Below are 17,941 nucleotides of genomic sequence, written 5' to 3'. Positions count from 1 at the left end.
GTCATCGATTGCACACAAACGGAACACGATTCCACGGAAATCCTTACACTACCGAACACCGTTGGAAGTATTTTTGAGTTACTTAGATGAAGCAGTTTTGTCTAGCTTAATTTGACAAATCAAATTATGTTATTTATTTAAATTAATGTAGTAAAGAAAGGGCGTTATAAAATGTACAAATGGCAACTCGATGATTTATATGTTGGTTATGAAAGTGAAGAATTTAAATCGGATTGGGCGAAATTAAAGCAATACAAAGAAGATTTTAAGCAATTAACTTTAGAAGATAATTTAGAAGATATTAAAGCGGCTGTGAAATTTAAAGAAGAGTTATTAATTACAGCAAGACGTATTGGCTCATTCATCAGCCTTACGTTATCAACAAATACAACTGATGAAACGTCAACGAATTATCGTGGTAAGTTTTCAAAAGTAATGTCAGAACTGACTAAAAACCAAATTATCTTAGATCGTTTTTTAGGAAGTATTACTACCGATATTACTCAAGATAGTGAGTTATCGGATTATACATTTGCCTTTAATGAATTAAAAGAAGAAGCAAAGCATTTATTAGATGAAGATACGGAAGCCGTGATTTCAAAACTAAACAACTCTGGTGCAAGTGCTTGGTCAAATTTACATACATACTTAACATCTACGGTAGAAGCAGACGTAGATGGAAAAACCTATACGTTAAGTGAAATTCGTAACTTAGCTTATGATGTGGACCAAGATGTACGTAAAAAAGCCTATGAAGCCGAATTAGCTATGTATGACAAAATTAAAGATCCCGTTGCTTTCTCATTGAACAATATTAAACAACAAGTTCTAACAACGTCATCATTACGTGGCTATGAATCACCATTAGATGAAACATTGCAACAATCACGCATGGACCGTAAAACATTAGATAGTTTAATGACAGCAATTCAAGAATACCTACCAGAATTCAGACGTTATTTAAAACAAAAAGCTACTTACTTAGGACATAAAAATGGCTTACCATTCTATGACTTATTCGCACCTATGGGGGAAGCGAGTCAACAATTCTCAGTTGAAGAATCTGGAGAATACTTAGTCAATCACTTTAGACCCTTCTCAGATAAGTTAGCTGATTTAGTACAAGAATTTTACGATAAGAACTATGTGGATTTCATTCCAAGAAAAGGTAAACGAGGCGGAGCGTTCTGCTCTAACTTACCATTTATTGGCCAATCACGTATTATGACGAACTTTGATGGATCACTATCTAGTGTCATTACAATGGCGCATGAACTAGGCCATGCGTATCACGGATCAATTATCCAAGCACATAAACCATTGAATTGGTCTTATTCTATGCCAGTTGCTGAAACAGCATCAACATTTAATGAAACATTAATTATGAATGACTTGTTAAATAATACAGACGATGAAGTTGAACAACTTGCTTTAATCGAATCATTGTTACAAGATACGACTCAAATTATCGTTGATATTTATTCACGTTATTACTTTGAAACAAAATTATTTGAAGCAAAAGAAGATAAATTCTTATTCAGTCAACAGCTTGAGGATCTAATGAAAGAAGCTCAATTAGAAGCCTATGGGGATGGGTTAGACCCAGATTACTTACATCCATATATGTGGGTAAATAAAGGTCATTACTATTCAGCAGGTTTAAGTTTCTATAACTTCCCTTATGCATTTGGTGGTTTGTTCGCTAGGGGCTTATATACAATCTATGAAGAGCAACCAGAAGGCTTTGTTGAACGCTATGATGAGTTATTAAAACTAACGACCGTATCATCTGTTGAAGAGACAGCAAAAGCGATGGACGTTGATGTCACTGATGTTGCATTTTGGCAAAAATCTTTAGACACTTTTGTTAACTATATTGATCAATTCGAAGAAATTACAAACAAATTAATGGCAACAAAATAATTAAACATAAAAAATTATCCCTGACTTTTTCAATAAAGAATGAGTCAGGGATAATTTTTATTTGTTTTGAATCGCTAATTCAACAATATGTCTTGCGAGCCATTCATTTCGAACGAGTAGGGGACCGTGGAAGTAAGAGCCGAAGGTGTTTTTGTAATGAACTCCTTCAGTTTGGTCCACACCATTATTCCCATTTCCTTTTATAACACGCCCCAGAGGTTTTAACTCAGATCCTAGATGAGTGACGCCGTTGTGGTTTTCAAAGCCATAATAAGTTTGATCATTTTCTTCATCATAGATTTCAATATCACCTATAAAACGAGAATCAATTTGTCTCTCAGTATAATGAGGTAAGATATTCATACCCTCTAAACGATCACCAGCGGCATTAATGTAGTATTGACCAAGTAATTGAAAGCCACCACAAATGGTTAACATAACACCGTCGTTCTCGATGAACGATGCAATTTCATCGCGGATGCGAGGTAAATCTTGCGAGACAATCTTTTGTTCATAATCTTGCCCACCACCGAAGAAAAGCAAATCAAAATCTTCAGCTAGAAAGTCATCACCTAGACTGACAATCGTTGTTTCAACCTGATAACCTGCTTCTTTAGCGTAATGCTGAAGCATTAGTAAGTTTCCATTATCGCCATATGTATTCAATAAGTTGCCATATAGATGACCAATTCGAATGTTTTTCATAAAGGGCACTCTTTTCTTTAAGTTATTTTGTAATATAGCCAGCTTGAATTAATTCTTTTCGTAAATCTAACATGGCCGTATAAGTTGCAAAGATATGGACACTGTCTGTCTTTGCTCCACGCATAGCTTGAACCACTTCTTCAATAGAATCAAGTTCTTGAATGTCACCATCGAATAACTCTGCTACATCTAAGCGTTTCGTCATATCATCTTTACGCATTCCCGCTGTGTAGACTGATTGGATATTAAAATCTGACATCTTCTCGAAGTCCCCGTCCCAAATCCAGCTGACATCTGTTCCATCCGCGTATTGATTGTTTAAAATCGCAATAAAGGTCGACGGATTTTTATCAAGTCCAACTAAATCGATGACTTGGTTTAAGCCGACGGGGTTCTTTACTAAATTAATTAACACTTGCTTGCCTTCGATCTCTAATATCTCTTGACGACCAAAGACACGTTTTGCTTTCTCAAAGCCAACATGAATTTGTTCAGGTGTCAATTCGAAGAAGCGACTCAAACTATAAGCAGCTAAAGCATTGTAGATATTATACATTCCAGCGACTGGAATTTGGAATTGGAAATCATTAATTGTAAAAGTTGAGTCTGTAATGTTTAAATCATCTAAACTTGTCACTTTAAAGTCCAACTCAGGGCGTTTAAAGTCACAATTTTCACAATAGAATTTACCTTGATTTGCATAAGTTAAAGTGTGATATTTTAACACGTGGTCACACTTCGGACATAGGATACCGTCAGTGTTATGATGCGGAACGACATTACCATCCATTTGATCTTCAAAACCAAAGTAAAGACGAGGGTTTGGCAAATCAATGGAATTCAAAATGGGTGAGTCTGCATTAGAAATTACTGTCGCTTCAGGGGCTTCTTTGGCTGCATCAGCCATTAATTTATAGATCGTATAAATTTCACCGTAACGGTCCATTTGGTCACGAAAGACGTTCGTGTGAACAAATACCTTCGGCTTCACGTGTTTAACAACGTGCTTTAGGGAACCTTCATCGACTTCAAGCACAGCAATGCCTTTTTTGTTTTTCTCAAGGCGAGGGGCAGCTAGAAAGGTACTGACAATCCCTTGATGCATATTTGAACCTGTCGGGTTAGTTAGGACGTGAGGGTAAGCTTCATTCAAAGCGTAGACACTTAACGCCGTTGTTAAGGTTTTACCATTCGTTCCAGTGATGATAGCAACATCATAATTTTCACCTAATGTAGTTAGTATATCTGGGTCAATCGTTAAGGCAAGTTTACCGGGCAAACTACTTCCGCCACCAGTAAATTTTGTAAGAGCCCAACGAGATAGGCGGCCAACGTGAGTGGCAATATTACTTCTATAGCTCATTCATAATTCTCCTTTGGTGAGTATGATTACTCTTTTAACATTAGTATTTTAGCAATCATCCGTTTTAAAATAAAGTATTATATTTTAAGCGAGTCATTCCAAAATACACTTTTACCATAATTGTAATCAAAGTTGAATGAAGGTATGATATTCTTAGTTAGGAATATATAGAGTATACCCTAAAACACTAAAGATAATTTTATGATAATATTTCATCCAAGTAATTGACTAAGATGCTTGAGTATTTTATTATTAATAGTTGAGAGTAGAAAAGAAGGAGTTAGATCATGGCGAAACTGTACTTCAAATTCGGTGCAATGAATAGTGGGAAATCAATTGAAATCGTAAAGGTTGCACATAACTATGAAGAGCAAAATAAACCAGTTAAAATTTTTACGAGTGCTGTCGATACACGTACAAAAGTAGGCTTAGTTGCAAGTCGTACAGGATTAGAACGTGAAGCAACTCCGATTACGGATGACATGGATTTATATGAAGAGATTGCTGGAATTGATACGGAGTTATATTGTATCTTAATCGACGAAGCGCAATTCTTGAAAAAACATCATATATTAGAGCTTGCTCGTGTTGTAGATCAATTAAACATTCCAGTTATGGCATTCGGTTTAAAAAATGATTTCTCAAACGAGCTTTTTGAAGGTTCGAAATACCTTCTCATCTATGCTGACAAGATTGAAGAACTCAAGACAATTTGTTGGTATTGTCACCGTAAAGCGACAATGAACTTAAGAATCAATGACGGAGAACCGGTATATACAGGAGAACAAATCCAAATTGGTGGAAATGAATCCTATCTACCAGTCTGCCGAAGCTGCTACTACAATCCAGGCGGCGTAAACAAGTTATAAGAAATGGGGAAAAATAATGTTTGAACAACTAGATTCGCTAATTTTTCGCTATGACGAAGTTAATGAATTACTAAGTGACCCAAGTGTGATTAGTGATACAAACCGTCTACGAGAATTAACGATTGAAGAAAGTGATTTAAGACCCAAAGTCGAAAAAATCAAACGCTATAAACAAGTTAATGAAGAAATCGGTGAAACAGAAGAAATTCTATCTGAGAATACTGACGATGAAATGGCTGAGTTAGCGAAAGAGGAATTATCATCTTTAAAATCTGAGCGTGAAGAATTAGAAAGTCAAATTAAAATTATGATGATTCCTGAAGATCCAAATGATAAAAAGAATATCATTATGGAAATTCGTGGGGCAGCCGGTGGAGACGAAGCACAATTATTCGCTGGAGATTTACTAGATATGTATACGCATTACGCTACGAACCAAGGGTGGAAAGTAGAAGTCATTGATGCAAACATTACAGGTATCGGTGGTTATAAAGAAGTAACCTTAATGATTTCAGGTGATAAAGTGTATTCAAAACTTAAATATGAAAACGGCGCTCACCGTGTTCAACGTGTTCCTGAGACTGAATCTCAAGGACGTGTCCATACTTCAACGGCAACGGTTATCGTAATGCCTGAAGCTGAAGAAATCGATTTCGATATTGATGACAATGATATTCGTGTCGACATCTACCACGCGAGTGGAGCGGGTGGACAGCACGTTAACAAGACAGCTTCAGCGGTACGATTAACACATATTCCAACGAATACAGTGGTTGCGATGCAAGATGAGCGTTCACAATTGAAAAACCGTGAAAAAGCAATGAAAATCTTACGTGCACGTGTATTTGATAAAGTGCAAGAAGAACAACAATCTGAGATTGATGCAGATCGTAAGTTAAAAATCGGAACAGGAGATCGCTCTGAAAGAATCCGCACATATAACTTTCCACAAAGTCGAGTGACTGATCACCGAATTGGACTGACAATTCAACAGTTAGAATCAATCTTAAGTGGTAATTTAGATGACATAATTGATGCATTAATTGTCTACGACCAAACTCAACTATTGGAGGAGTTAAATGGTCCAAACAGTTAATTTAACATTAGGTGAAGCTTTGAATAAAGCTTCACTTTTTTTAAAAGCTTCGGGGTTTGATGAGCATTTAGCCAGAACTTATTGGATGATGACTTTTGAACAAACACTCACAAATGTTGTGTTAGCATTGAATAAACCGGTCAAAGAAGAAATGTATACACACTATATGCAGATACTTGAACAAATTATTGAAGGGAAACCCATTCAATATCTACTCGGCCATGCTTACTTTATGGAAGAGAAATTTAAAGTGACAGAACACACACTGATCCCAAGAGAGGATACGGCGGGTATTGTCACTCTGTCTAATAACTTTTTAGAAAACAAAGTGGATGCTAAAGTATTAGATATTGGAACGGGTACGGGAATTTTAGCTATAATGATTGCGAAGTTAAATACTAAGCAACACGTATTTGCCTCAGATATTTCACCTGAAGCACTCAAAGTCGCTAAAGAGAATGCATTAAATCACCAAGTTAATGTGGAGTTTATCGAAAGTAATTTATTTGAACACATTCCACAACAAAGCTTTGATTTAATCGTATCCAACCCACCTTATATTAGTGAAGATGAGTTGGATTTAATGGATGACAGCGTGAAGAAGTTTGAACCGTCATTAGCCTTATTTGCAGAAGATAATGGACTGGCAATTTACAAACAACTCGCTAAACAAATACAATCATATGTAAAGGAAACGAGCATGATCATTGTGGAAATTGGTTTCCAACAAGGAGAAGCAGTTAAAACTATCTTCTCTGAGACCTTTCCAAATTCCACTATTGAAATTATCCTAGATTTAAATGGAAAAAATCGTTACGTACAAATTGAATTGTAAAGTAGGTATATAGAATGAATAATGAAAAACTAAACAAAACTAAAATATTTGGACGTGAGGAATTACGCGAAGCAGCGGATTCTTTAAAGCAAGGAGAATTAGTTGCTTTTCCAACTGAAACCGTCTTTGGTTTAGGTGCAATAGCCAACAACGACCAAGCTGTCAAACAAGTATTTAAAACTAAAGGACGCCCTTCGGATAATCCGTTAATTGTGCATGTTCACAGTATCGATTCAGTTTATGATTATGTTAATGAAGTGAACGATGTAGCTCTGAAATTAATGGAAACTTTTTGGCCGGGACCTTTAACAATTATCTTTCCGGTGAAAAAAGGTATATTTGCTGAAAGTGTCACACCGAATCAAAAGACTGTGGGGATTCGCATGCCTAATCAATTGGAAACTTTACTTTTAATTGAGATGGTTGGTTTTCCTTTAGTCGGCCCAAGTGCAAATTTATCTGGTAAACCGAGTCCAACGTCCATTGAGCATGTTATTCATGATTTTGATGGAAAGATTGCGGGCGTCGTGAATAATTATTCTGAGTTCACACAAGTAGGTGTTGAGTCAACGGTCGTTTGGCCGACAGCAGAACGCATTGAAATTTTAAGACCAGGGGCTATTACGCAAGCCATGTTAGCCAATGCAACAGGCATTGAAGTGTTAGAGAAATCGAGCGAGGAACAAATGAAAGACACGACAATTGCCAGTCCAGGTGTGAAGTATACGCATTATAGTCCGAGTCAACCTGTTAAGATGATTGATCCTTCTCATTCGCTTGAAGATTGGAAAGACTTTATTAATGAAACAGATTTAAAGATTGGAATCTTGGCACAGGAACATATTATTTCTGAATTACAGACAAATAGTATTGGCTTCAGTTACTATTCATTAGGGAGCAATGAAGAGCTTGAACAAGCAACTCAACGCCTATTTGCAGGCTTACGTTTCCTTGAAAGTAGTGACTGTGATGTGATTTTTGCGCAGGCATTTGAAGAGACTGATGAAACACATGCATATTTAAACCGTCTTTCTAAAGCATCGTCGAGTATGATATAATATAAAAAAATAACCTGGAGGTGTCACTATGACATTTACTGATGATACATTTGTATTTGAACAGATTAAGAACGAGCAACTACGTCAACAAAATGGGATTGAATTAATTGCGTCTGAGAATTTCGTTTCACCAAGTGTTTTAAAGGCTCAAGGAAGCATTTTGACTAACAAATATGCTGAAGGGTATCCTGGTAGGCGATATTATGGCGGTTGCGAATTTGTTGATAAAATTGAACAAATTGCGATTGATCGAGCAAAAGAATTATTTAATGCTGAGTATGCAAACGTGCAACCACATTCTGGTTCTAGTGCAAACTTAGCTGTTTATCGTGCCTTTTTAGAACCAGGCGACAAAGTTTTAGGTATGGACTTATCTCAAGGTGGTCATCTAACTCATGGTTCGCCAGTCAACTTTAGTGGACAATCTTATGAGATGTATAGTTATGGTGTTGATCCGACGACAGAACTCATTGATTACGATAAACTTGAAGAAATTGCTACAGAAGTCCAACCCAAAATGTTGATTGCTGGTGCAAGTGCTTATTCGCGTGAAATCGACTTTGAACGCATCGGTGACATCGCTAAAAAAGTGGGAGCGATCTATTTTGTAGATATGGCTCACATTGCTGGTTTAGTAGCGGTTGGAGAGCATCCAGATCCTATTCCTTATGCGGATGTTGTAACGACAACAACACATAAGACACTTCGAGGACCTCGTGGTGGGATGATTCTTGCGAAAGAAGAGCATGCGAAGAAATTAAACAAAGCGATATTTCCAGGTATTCAAGGCGGGCCATTGGAGCATGTCATTGCTGCCAAAGCTGTTGCGCTTCATGAAGCATTGCAACCAGCCTTTAAAGATTATATTAAGCAAGTAAAACTCAATGCAAAAGCAATGGCACGAATATTTGATCTAAGTCCACTAAGAATTATTTCAGGCGGCACAGACAATCACTTATTCTTAATTGACGTGACTCCACTTGGCATCACAGGTAAATGGGCACAAGAGCGTTTAGATGCAGTAGGTATCACTGTAAATAAAAACTCAATTCCATTTGATAAAGAATCATTTGTTCAAACAAGTGGTATTCGAATTGGAACAGCTGCAATTACTACACGTGGATTGAAAGAATCAGATGTAGAATTAGTAGCGGATTTTATCCTTGATGCTTTATCAGCAGAAGAGGGCGAAATGTCAGAAATTAAAGACAAGGTCTATGAACTAATGAAAGACCGACCATTATTCAAATAATAAATTATCTTAGGAGGAATAAAATGGCAAAGTTTGAAGTAGTAAATCATCCATTAATTCAACATAAACTAACAATTATTAGAGATAAAGATTGTTCAACAAAGGTATTTCGTGAAGTAACAAATGAAATTGGTATGTTGATGGCTTATGAAATTACGAGAGATCTTCCCTTAGAAGATATTGAAATTGAAACACCGATTATGAAAACAACTCAAAAACAAATCGCTGGTAAAAAATTGGCAATTGTCCCAATCTTACGTGCAGGTTTAGGTATGGTAGATGGAATCATGGACATGATTCCAGCAGCTCGTGTTGGACATATCGGCGTGTATCGTGATCCTGATACGTTAGAAGCCATTGAATATTTTGCTAAATTCCCACAAGATATCGACGAGCGTCGTGTGTTCGTTGTTGATCCAATGCTTGCGACAGGAGTTTCTGCAATCACTGCACTTAACCAATTAACAACAAAGTATAATGTAAAAGAAGATAACATTACATTTGTTTGTTTAGTAGCAGCACCAGAAGGAATAAAAGCTTTACAAGAAGCGCATCCAAATGTAGATATCTACACTGCAGCTTTAGATGAGAAACTAAACGAACATGGTTATATCATCCCAGGTCTAGGAGATGCTGGAGATCGAATTTTTGGAACAAAATAATTAATTTACAATTCATTCAAAAAAGCGAATATGCTATTCATGATGACTGGACACAGACGAAGTTTAGAAATTTACTAGAATATATAATGTATTCATAGTATAATAAACGGCTGAAACGGTAAGTGTACTTTGTACCCCATCTTAATAGTTATATTCGTTTTTTAATGTCTACAAAGATGATTGACTAAATAAATCAAAAATATCAATTTGAAGGAGCAGTAATATGGATCAAAGGCAATTTTTCTCAGGCTTTTACAAGCATTCGATATCCAAGCGATTAGAATTAATGGAATCATGGCTGGGTTTATCTATTAATTCAGCGGATACCATGTTGCCGGAAGCCTATGCGAATCAAATGATAGAAAATTATTTATTTAATTATCATTTACCTCTAGGTGTAGCAGTTAATCTTAAAGTGAATAATGCTGAGTATGTAGTTCCGATGGCAATAGAGGAGCCATCTGTGATTGCAGCGGCCAGTTTTGGAGCTAAATTACTAGGAAATATTCAGGCGGAAACGAAAGAGCGACTGCTAATTGGACAAATTATTATGACAGTTCAACAATCTATGGCTGAAATTCAACAGATTATTAAAGAGAATAAGGCGAAGCTTCTCGACATTGCTTCTCAAGCAAGTGCATCCATGGTCAGACGTGGCGGGGGGCCAAGAGATATTTGGGTTGAAGAGAAAGAGCATCCTAATCGCAATTACATCAGTATTTATTTATCACTTGATCCCTGTGACGCTATGGGTGCTAATGTGATTAATACTGTCTTAGAAGCACTTTCTCCAACGATGGAATCCATCATTGAAGGTGAAGTCTTAATGAGTATATTATCCAATTACCAAGCACAGGCATTAACTATTGCTTCAGCCAAAGTACCATTTGCTCGCTTAAGCAATGATAAAGACGAAGCGATTAGTTTAGCAGAGCGTCTTGAGATGGCTTCAGACTATGCTTGGTTAGATCCCTACCGTGCTACAACACATAATAAAGGAATCATGAATGGAATTGATGCCGTAGTTATTGCAACTGGAAATGATTGGAGAGCAATTGAAGCAGGCGCTCATGCCTATGCGGTCAAAGACGGGCAATACCGTTCACTGACTAAGTGGCAAGTAAATTATGAAAATGAAATGTTAGAAGGTAGCATTGAGATACCGTTACAAGTTGCTACTGTTGGCGGTACATTATCATCCCATCCAACCGCAAAACTTGCCTTACAAATGCTCAATATCACATCAGCTAAAGATTTATCAAATGTCATCGCGTCTGTTGGCCTCGTACAAAACTTTGCTGCTATGAGAGCTTTAGTTAGTGAAGGCATCCAAAAGGGACATATGCGCATGCAAGCACGTGCTTTAGCCATGCAGGTAGGCGCAACAATAAAAGAAATACCGGCTGTTGTGACTCAGTTAAGTGAAGCTGGGCAAATGAACCGGGATACAGCAAGAAAGATTTTAGACGGAATACGGAAATAGAGATAGAGAAGGAGTGGATTCAAATCGTAAAGGTAGGAATCGATCAAATTACATTTCACGTACCAAATCACTACGTTGATATGGTTGAATTAGCAAAAGCTAGAGACATTGATCCAAATAAATTCTTAATTGGTATTGGGCAAGAGAAAATGGCTGTACCAACCATTGAAGAAGATATCGTTGCTATGGCAGCAAATGCAGCCAACAAAATTGTAACTAAAGAAGATAAAGAATTAATTGATCAAGTTATCTTCGCTACAGAATCCGGTTTTGATTTCTCAAAATCAGCTGCGACTTACATTCACCAAATGCTAGGTATTCAACCTTTTTCTAAAGCTTACGAAGTGAAACATGCTTGTTACGGAGGAACAGCAGGACTTATATCTGCATTTAATTACATAAAGCTGAACCCAGAACGAAAAGTTTTAGTGATAATGTCAGATATCTCACGCTATGGACTCAACTCGGGTGGGGAAGCGACTCAAGGTGCAGGCGCAATTGCCATGTTAGTAACTGCAAATCCTCGCATCTTAGCATTAGATAGCGAAACACTAAGTCTGACAGAAAATCAGTTCGACTTCTGGCGTCCGTCATACGCCGAAGTACCATATGTACAAGGTAAATACTCGACAGAACTATACATTGAAATGTTCAATACGATTATAGAAGAGTATGCAAAACGTTACCCTGAACGCCTAAGTGATTTACAAGCCATCTCATTCCACTTACCATTTACAAAGATGGGACGTAAATGTCTGCAATCTTTAGAGAACAAAGAAGAAACGAATATTAACCCAGAGTTAGTTGAAAGATGGTTTAGTCATTATCAAGACTCAACTTTTATTGGTCGCCAAGTTGGGAATGTTTATACAGGATCATTATACTTAAGCTTAATTTCTTTACTGAACTTCGATGACAATCTTGAAGAAGGACAAAGAATCGGGATGTTTAGTTATGGATCTGGTGCGGTTGCAGAATTATTCACAGGTACTTTACAACCAGGCTTCAAAGAAAATATTTCTAAAGAAGGTACGTTATTACACTTAAATCGACGAGAAAGACTAGATATCAAAGCTTATGAAGAGAATTTCGAAAAAACACTTTCTAATGAAGATGGAGTCATCGAAGTTGTCAAAAATAAAGAAACACTTCATCCAGGGTTCTACTTAGATCGCATTGATGATCACCGTAGATACTATAATGAAATAACAACAAAATAATTTAAGATTAAACTAGAACAATTCATCATTTGTTCTAGTTTTTTGTATAAAATAATATTATTAACTAGCCAAGAATATGATAGCGTATTCAGATTCAATTTAAGAATATTAAAATTTGTTTGTTAGTAAAATTTAAGTCAAAGAAAGTTAAGAATTACTTAAATTTGATTAAATGGCGAAATTGTAATATTTGTAAAAGGGGTAGTTGTAAACTTATAAGAGCAATGTTTGAATTATTACACTTATCTTTATTAAAATTTAATTTTGACAAGTCTGGAATTTGGATAAAATAAATCTGTTTAATTAAATTTGATTTTATGCTATGATAATTCCGAACTAGAAAGGTGGGCGTAGTATGGCGATTTTTAATGGTATGGCAGTACTTGTTGTCCGTTTTACGTTTATCCTATTGAGTTATATGGTCTTTAAAGATATTAATTGGCGTCAGTTTTTTTCTGAGCGCAAATATTACATGGCACAGTACGCGTGTATATTAGTTAGTATCGCAGTTGGACATGTAGCAGGTTCGTTCGTACTGACGATCATTGAGGTACTTCAAAATATATTTTTGAGTAGCTTTCTATAAATATTATATTTTTTTGTCGTAAGCTCCAATGCGACAAAATACTTAAAGGGGATTATTTTAAAATGCAAGAAATTATTGTTCAAGGTGGAAATCGCCTAGAAGGTACGGTAAAGGTTGAGGGAGCAAAAAATGCCGTTTTACCTATTTTAGCAGCATCAATTTTGGCAGAAACTGGTGTGACTGAACTAACGAATGTACCTATTTTATCTGATGTTTTGACAATTAATGAATTATTAACGAATATTCAAGTAGAAAATTCATTTAACGAAGAAGCAAACGAAATGAAAATTGACGCGACTGGTGAAGTTAAAACAATCGCTGACTATGATTTCGTAAGTAAAATGAGAGCATCAATTGTAGTCATGGGTCCATTATTAGCTCGTTTTGGACATGCAAAAGTAGCTATGCCGGGTGGGTGTGCCATTGGGACTAGACCCATTGACTTACACTTAAAAGGCTTTGAAGCACTTGGTGCTAAGATTAACAGCCAAGCTGGTTACGTAGAAGCAACAGCATCTAAATTAAAAGGTGCAAGAATCTATTTAGATTTCCCAAGTGTGGGTGCGACTGAGAATATTATGATGGCTGCAGTCTTAGCAGAAGGAGAAACAATCATCGAAAACGTAGCTCGTGAACCAGAAATCGTTGATTTAGCTAATTTCCTTAACAAAATGGGTGCTAAAATTGTCGGCGCAGGAACAGAAATGATTAAAATTAAAGGTGTTGAATCACTCCACGGTGTGAAGCATTCTGTTATTCCTGACCGAATTGAAGCAGGAACATTCATTGTTGCAGCCGCTGTAACACAAGGGGATGTTTTTGTTGAAGGTGCCATTCGCGATCACAACAAACCATTAATCAGTAAATTAACTGAAATGGGTGTTGAGTTTGAAGAATATACAAATGGAATCCGTGTTAAAGGACCAAAAACATTAAAAGCAACAGATGTTAAGACACTTCCTTATCCTGGTTTCCCAACAGATATGCAAGCACAAATGTCAATTGCACAATTATTGGCTGGTGGAAGCAGTGCTCTAACAGAGACAGTCTTTGAGAATCGCTTTATGCATTTTGAAGAATTACGTCGTATGAGTGCTAAATTTACAATTGAGCGTCAGACTGCTGTTATGTATGGACCAACTGAATTCAGTGGTGCAAGTGTAAAAGCAACTGACTTAAGAGCTGCAGCCGCATTAATTATTGCTGGTTTAGTAGCGAAGGGATTAACTCGCGTTTCAGAATTAAAAAACTTAGACCGTGGATATTATAAATTCCATGAGAAATTAGCTAACTTAGGTGCTAATATTGAACGTGTAGAAATTCAACCAATTGTTTCTGAATCTAATAAAACTAAAGTACTCGCTTAAAGTACAGAAAATAGATGGGTGAAAATACATGAGCAGAGATATCGGAATCGACTTAGGTACTGCGAATGTTTTGATTCATCTTAAAGGTCGAGGGGTCATATTAAATGAACCTTCAGTCGTTGCTTTAGATAAGCAGACTCAAGAAGTCATCGCTATTGGTAATGAAGCGTATGAAATGATTGGTAGAACAGCAGATTCGATTGAAATCATAAAGCCATTAAAAGGTGGCGTGATTGCAGATTATGATATTGCAGAAGCACTTCTTGTACTTTTCTTTCAAAAAATCCACTCACAGAGATGGTTTACAAAGCCAAATGTACTTATTTGTCGACCATCGAATATAAGTGAGATTGAACAAACAGCACTTGTTGAAGCGATTGAAAAAGCAGGTGGCGGCAAGATTTTTATGGAAGAAGAGCCCAAAGTGGCGGGAGTTGGCGCTGGAATTGATTTACTAGATCCCTCAGGGAATATGGTTATTGATATCGGCGGTGGCACTTCTGATATTGCAATAATTTCAGGTGGCGACATTATTCAAAGTACATCATTAAAGATTGCTGGGGATGATTTTGACGCTAGTATAATTCAATACTTCAAAGATAAATACAAACTGCTCATTGGTGAACGGTCTGCGGAGCAAATTAAAATTGATTTAGCTTCAGCAGTGTTCATTGAGAATCAAGCTCAATTAGAGACTAAAACATTAAAAGGTCGAGATTTAGTTTCCGGACTACCAAAATCAATTAATGTCACATCGAACCAAATATATGAAGCAATTCATGAACAATTAGCTATGATAGCTAGAGCAGCTAAAGAACTGCTTGAAGACACGCAACCTGAAATTGCGTCTGATATTATGGAAAAAGGAATACTACTTACAGGCGGGGGAGCATTAATCGGTTCTATAGACGTTTTTCTATCCGAGTATTTAAATGTCTCTGCCATTCGTGCCAATCAACCTATGAGTTGTGTAGCGATAGGGACAGGTATTATGCTAGATTTAATTCAATCTGGTAAATTACAACGGACAAATCTATCTTGGCGACAAAAAGTCGCACGCTATTTCTCAAGATTGAAACGCCGTCTCATTGGATAAACTAACGATAGGGGATCGAAATATGTCAGATAAATATATTGAAGACAATGTTTTATTAACCGTCTTAAAAACACTTGGTAAAGTAATATTATTTTTATTATTTATCGTTTTGTTTTTCGTTATTGGTTTATTTATTGGATATTCCATTATAGGTGACGGAAATTACTGGGAAGTGTTAAATCAAGATACATGGCAACATATTCTTGACTTTATAAGATGACAGAATATTTCAAATAAACAAATGAATTGATCGAATGATAAATCAAAGGTTTTTAACACACTAGGTCTAATCAGTGTAAAAGTTAGCTCATGATTTTCATTCGATTTTTTTATTTTAAAAGATTCGGTTTATCCTTTTAGAAATGATTAAAGTTGCTTGTCAAATTGTGTATAATTAAGGGACTGAGAAATAAAGCAAATTAAGCTGAAAGTGGAGGTGTTTTAATGACAAATGAGTTCGTGTTATCGGAATTACTTTTATATATTGTTCCAGTAATCATTATTTTTGTTGTTCAAAAGTACTTGAAATCATATTTGAAGTTTTTTGATAAGTATCCATTGAATTTAGCTATTTTGCTATTACCACTTTGGTTGACATTAATTCATCTTTTTTCAAAATTAATCTTTGGTTTTAGTCTGATCGCATTCATACTTTTTATAACGGCATTTGCCCTAGGTTTGCAATTATATGACTATATCAAACGCATTGATATGTTTACTTTTCAAGAATACTATATGCCTGCTAGTCAATTAATATCCAAAATGTTTTCAGCTTTCTTAGTTGGTTTAGTCCTTTTAAGAGCTTATACATACTTTTAGTAGGAAAATACCCCCACTAATCTTCCACTCGCCCACACCTTTAACAAAGGTTGATAATAAGCTGTTTAGAGCCGTTACTCGAAAGAGTTTCGGCTCTTTTTTTGTTTAAATTTGGTAAATAGTGGTACGAAGTGGAGGGATGTGGTAGAATGAAATTAACTAAAATGGAGGAGGTGTAATAGTCGTGCTCATTGGTGAATATCAACATAATATTGACGTAAAAGGGCGACTGATTATGCCAGCAAAATTCCGTCCAGATTTAGGTCATAACTTTATTATTACTCGTGGTTTAGACGGATGTTTATTCGGCTATCCACTCGAAAATTGGGAAACTATTGAAGAAAAATTACAACAATTACCTTTAGCAAAAAAAGATGCACGTAAATTTACTCGTTTCTTTTACTCAGCTGCCACTGAAGTAGAAGTAGATAAGCAAGGGCGAATAAATTTACCTAAAACACTTATAGACTTCGCTAAAATCGATAAGAGCTGTCGTGTGATCGGCGTATCAGATCGTATCGAGATTTGGAGTAGCGAACGTTGGGAAGAATTTGCAGATAGTATTGAAGAAGATTTTGAGGATATCGCAGAAGACATGATTGATTTTGGATTTTAGAAACGGGGGGATTATGAATGTCATTTGAACATGAGACAGTTCTATTGCATGAAACAATTGATATGTTAGAGATTAATCCGAATGGAACTTATGTAGATTGCACCTTGGGGGGAGCAGGTCACGCTAAGTATTTATTATCTCAATTATCAGAACGCGGACATTTATATGCCTTTGATCAGGATATGACAGCCATTGACAATGCAAAAGTTGTATTAGCAGAAGAGATAGAAGTAGGTAAAGTAACTTTTATTCATCGTAATTTTAGAGAAATCGAGCAAGGTTTAGCAGAATATAATATTGATTATGTTGACGGTATTTATTATGACTTAGGGGTTTCATCTCCACAATTAGATATTGCTGAACGTGGTTTTAGTTACCATCAAGAAGCACGTTTAGATATGAGAATGGATCAAACTCAAGAACTTAGTGCTTACGAAGTTGTGAATGAGTGGGATTTCAATGATTTAATAAGAATTATTAGTCGTTATGGGGAAGAGAAGTTTGCGAAGAGAATTACTCGAGCCATTGAATCAGAAAGAGAAAAAGCACCGATTGAAACGACAACACAATTAAGTGAAATTGTGAAGTTAGCTATACCGGCTGCAACTAGAAGAACAGGTGGACATCCTGCTAAACGAACTTTTCAGGCAATTCGTATCGCTGTGAATGATGAATTAGGCGCACTCGAGGAATCACTGGAAGCAGGGTTGAAATTATTAAAAGTTGGTGGACGTATGAGTGTTATCTCATTCCACTCTTTAGAAGACCGTTTAGTCAAACAGTTATATAGAGAGAAGTCAACGCCACCAGAAACACCACCTAATTTACCAGTACTGCCAGCAGAGCAACAACCGGAATATAAGTTTATTAACCGAAAACCAGTTACTGCTGACTCTGAAGAATTAGAACATAATAATCGAGCTCGAAGTGCAAAACTTAGAGTCATCGAACGTACGACAATTAAAGAATAGATTTAAAGGATTTAGGAGGC

General features: G+C 36.3%; 18 protein-coding genes and 1 pseudogene. 17 read left to right on the top strand and 2 right to left on the bottom strand.

The features are described from left to right. A pseudogene (locus ACEN33_RS05035) lies at positions 1-115 on the top strand (IS30 family transposase); the annotation flags it as partial. 56 nt (positions 116-171) lie between these two features. Beyond that, positions 172-1,923 carry a M3 family oligoendopeptidase gene (locus tag ACEN33_RS05030; protein ID WP_407089745.1) on the top strand — a complete coding sequence of 584 codons (1,752 nt, stop codon included), beginning with the start codon at positions 172-174 and terminating at the stop codon, positions 1,921-1,923. A gap of 57 nt (positions 1,924-1,980) precedes the next feature. Here ACEN33_RS05030 and ACEN33_RS05025 read toward each other — a convergent pair whose 3' ends face one another. Continuing rightward, entirely contained in the window at positions 1,981-2,628 is a 648-nt protein-coding gene (locus ACEN33_RS05025; protein ID WP_407089746.1) for a type 1 glutamine amidotransferase, read from the bottom strand. 22 nt (positions 2,629-2,650) lie between these two features. Beyond that, the gene (locus tag ACEN33_RS05020; protein WP_407089747.1) at positions 2,651-3,991 is read right to left on the bottom strand and encodes a MurT ligase domain-containing protein; all 1,341 of its coding nucleotides are present in this window, start codon (positions 3,989-3,991) and stop codon (positions 2,651-2,653) included. A gap of 287 nt (positions 3,992-4,278) precedes the next feature. On the opposite strand from ACEN33_RS05020, the gene ACEN33_RS05015 reads away from it, so the two are divergent. From ACEN33_RS05015 to rsmH, 15 genes are all read left to right on the top strand, one after another. Then, positions 4,279-4,860, top strand: a complete 582-nt coding sequence (locus ACEN33_RS05015) for a thymidine kinase (RefSeq protein WP_407089748.1) — start codon at positions 4,279-4,281, stop codon at positions 4,858-4,860. A gap of 16 nt (positions 4,861-4,876) precedes the next feature. Further along, complete coding sequence (gene prfA, locus ACEN33_RS05010; protein WP_138405502.1) at positions 4,877-5,956, top strand: peptide chain release factor 1; 1,080 nt, start codon at positions 4,877-4,879, stop codon at positions 5,954-5,956. Next, positions 5,940-6,791, top strand: coding sequence for a peptide chain release factor N(5)-glutamine methyltransferase (prmC, locus tag ACEN33_RS05005; RefSeq protein ID WP_407094669.1), 852 nt, complete (start codon positions 5,940-5,942; stop codon positions 6,789-6,791). The genes prfA and prmC overlap by 17 nt, the downstream gene beginning before the upstream one ends. 14 nt (positions 6,792-6,805) lie before the next feature. Then, positions 6,806-7,849, top strand: a complete 1,044-nt coding sequence (locus tag ACEN33_RS05000) for an L-threonylcarbamoyladenylate synthase (protein WP_407094668.1) — start codon at positions 6,806-6,808, stop codon at positions 7,847-7,849. Positions 7,850-7,877: 28 nt separating this feature from the next. Then, positions 7,878-9,101 (top strand): serine hydroxymethyltransferase, encoded by a 1,224-nt coding sequence (gene glyA / locus ACEN33_RS04995; protein WP_407089751.1) that lies wholly within the window; start codon positions 7,878-7,880, stop codon positions 9,099-9,101. A 23-nt stretch (positions 9,102-9,124) separates the two neighbouring features. After that, positions 9,125-9,763, top strand: a complete 639-nt coding sequence (gene upp, locus ACEN33_RS04990) for a uracil phosphoribosyltransferase (protein ID WP_407089752.1) — start codon at positions 9,125-9,127, stop codon at positions 9,761-9,763. A 223-nt stretch (positions 9,764-9,986) separates the two neighbouring features. Beyond that, positions 9,987-11,246 (top strand): hydroxymethylglutaryl-CoA reductase, degradative, encoded by a 1,260-nt coding sequence (locus ACEN33_RS04985; protein ID WP_407089753.1) that lies wholly within the window; start codon positions 9,987-9,989, stop codon positions 11,244-11,246. Further along, positions 11,243-12,466: a hydroxymethylglutaryl-CoA synthase gene (locus ACEN33_RS04980; protein ID WP_407094671.1), complete on the top strand. Its 1,224-nt coding sequence runs from the start codon at positions 11,243-11,245 to the stop codon at positions 12,464-12,466. The genes ACEN33_RS04985 and ACEN33_RS04980 overlap by 4 nt, the downstream gene beginning before the upstream one ends. Before the next feature lie 355 nt (positions 12,467-12,821). Then, positions 12,822-13,052, top strand: a complete 231-nt coding sequence (locus tag ACEN33_RS04975) for a DUF1146 family protein (RefSeq protein WP_407089754.1) — start codon at positions 12,822-12,824, stop codon at positions 13,050-13,052. A gap of 62 nt (positions 13,053-13,114) precedes the next feature. Then, entirely contained in the window at positions 13,115-14,419 is a 1,305-nt protein-coding gene (gene murA, locus ACEN33_RS04970; protein WP_407089755.1) for a UDP-N-acetylglucosamine 1-carboxyvinyltransferase, read from the top strand. A gap of 28 nt (positions 14,420-14,447) precedes the next feature. Further along, positions 14,448-15,515 carry a rod shape-determining protein gene (locus ACEN33_RS04965; protein ID WP_407089756.1) on the top strand — a complete coding sequence of 356 codons (1,068 nt, stop codon included), beginning with the start codon at positions 14,448-14,450 and terminating at the stop codon, positions 15,513-15,515. A 22-nt stretch (positions 15,516-15,537) separates the two neighbouring features. Continuing rightward, positions 15,538-15,735 carry a DNA-directed RNA polymerase subunit beta gene (locus ACEN33_RS04960; protein WP_218931105.1) on the top strand — a complete coding sequence of 66 codons (198 nt, stop codon included), beginning with the start codon at positions 15,538-15,540 and terminating at the stop codon, positions 15,733-15,735. 224 nt (positions 15,736-15,959) lie between these two features. Further along, positions 15,960-16,334 carry a hypothetical protein gene (locus tag ACEN33_RS04955; RefSeq protein WP_407089757.1) on the top strand — a complete coding sequence of 125 codons (375 nt, stop codon included), beginning with the start codon at positions 15,960-15,962 and terminating at the stop codon, positions 16,332-16,334. Between the two features lie 184 nt (positions 16,335-16,518). After that, positions 16,519-16,950: a division/cell wall cluster transcriptional repressor MraZ gene (gene mraZ / locus ACEN33_RS04950; protein WP_407089758.1), complete on the top strand. Its 432-nt coding sequence runs from the start codon at positions 16,519-16,521 to the stop codon at positions 16,948-16,950. A gap of 17 nt (positions 16,951-16,967) precedes the next feature. Continuing rightward, a complete protein-coding gene (rsmH, locus tag ACEN33_RS04945) occupies positions 16,968-17,921 on the top strand; it encodes a 16S rRNA (cytosine(1402)-N(4))-methyltransferase RsmH (protein WP_407089759.1) in 954 nt (317 codons plus the stop codon). Positions 17,922-17,941 lie beyond the last annotated feature (20 nt).

Source organism: Ruoffia sp. FAM 24228 (assembly GCF_045528575.1).
Classification (GTDB): Bacteria; Bacillota; Bacilli; order Lactobacillales; family Aerococcaceae; genus Ruoffia; species Ruoffia halotolerans.
This window is presented reverse-complemented; position numbering and strand designations above follow the sequence as displayed.

Excerpts from the sequence above, each read along its gene's own strand:
- ACEN33_RS05030 (WP_407089745.1), top strand. The coding sequence starts at position 172 with ATGTACAAATGGCAACTCGATGATTTATATGTTGGTTATGAAAGTGAA.
- ACEN33_RS05025 (WP_407089746.1), bottom strand. The coding sequence starts at position 2,628 with ATGAAAAACATTCGAATTGGTCATCTATATGGCAACTTATTGAATACA.
- ACEN33_RS05020 (WP_407089747.1), bottom strand. The coding sequence starts at position 3,991 with ATGAGCTATAGAAGTAATATTGCCACTCACGTTGGCCGCCTATCTCGT.
- ACEN33_RS05015 (WP_407089748.1), top strand. The coding sequence starts at position 4,279 with ATGGCGAAACTGTACTTCAAATTCGGTGCAATGAATAGTGGGAAATCA.
- prfA (WP_138405502.1), top strand. The coding sequence starts at position 4,877 with ATGTTTGAACAACTAGATTCGCTAATTTTTCGCTATGACGAAGTTAAT.
- prmC (WP_407094669.1), top strand. The coding sequence starts at position 5,940 with ATGGTCCAAACAGTTAATTTAACATTAGGTGAAGCTTTGAATAAAGCT.
- ACEN33_RS05000 (WP_407094668.1), top strand. The coding sequence starts at position 6,806 with ATGAATAATGAAAAACTAAACAAAACTAAAATATTTGGACGTGAGGAA.
- glyA (WP_407089751.1), top strand. The coding sequence starts at position 7,878 with ATGACATTTACTGATGATACATTTGTATTTGAACAGATTAAGAACGAG.
- upp (WP_407089752.1), top strand. The coding sequence starts at position 9,125 with ATGGCAAAGTTTGAAGTAGTAAATCATCCATTAATTCAACATAAACTA.
- ACEN33_RS04985 (WP_407089753.1), top strand. The coding sequence starts at position 9,987 with ATGGATCAAAGGCAATTTTTCTCAGGCTTTTACAAGCATTCGATATCC.
- ACEN33_RS04975 (WP_407089754.1), top strand. The coding sequence starts at position 12,822 with ATGGCGATTTTTAATGGTATGGCAGTACTTGTTGTCCGTTTTACGTTT.
- murA (WP_407089755.1), top strand. The coding sequence starts at position 13,115 with ATGCAAGAAATTATTGTTCAAGGTGGAAATCGCCTAGAAGGTACGGTA.
- ACEN33_RS04965 (WP_407089756.1), top strand. The coding sequence starts at position 14,448 with ATGAGCAGAGATATCGGAATCGACTTAGGTACTGCGAATGTTTTGATT.
- ACEN33_RS04960 (WP_218931105.1), top strand. The coding sequence starts at position 15,538 with ATGTCAGATAAATATATTGAAGACAATGTTTTATTAACCGTCTTAAAA.
- ACEN33_RS04955 (WP_407089757.1), top strand. The coding sequence starts at position 15,960 with ATGACAAATGAGTTCGTGTTATCGGAATTACTTTTATATATTGTTCCA.
- rsmH (WP_407089759.1), top strand. The coding sequence starts at position 16,968 with ATGTCATTTGAACATGAGACAGTTCTATTGCATGAAACAATTGATATG.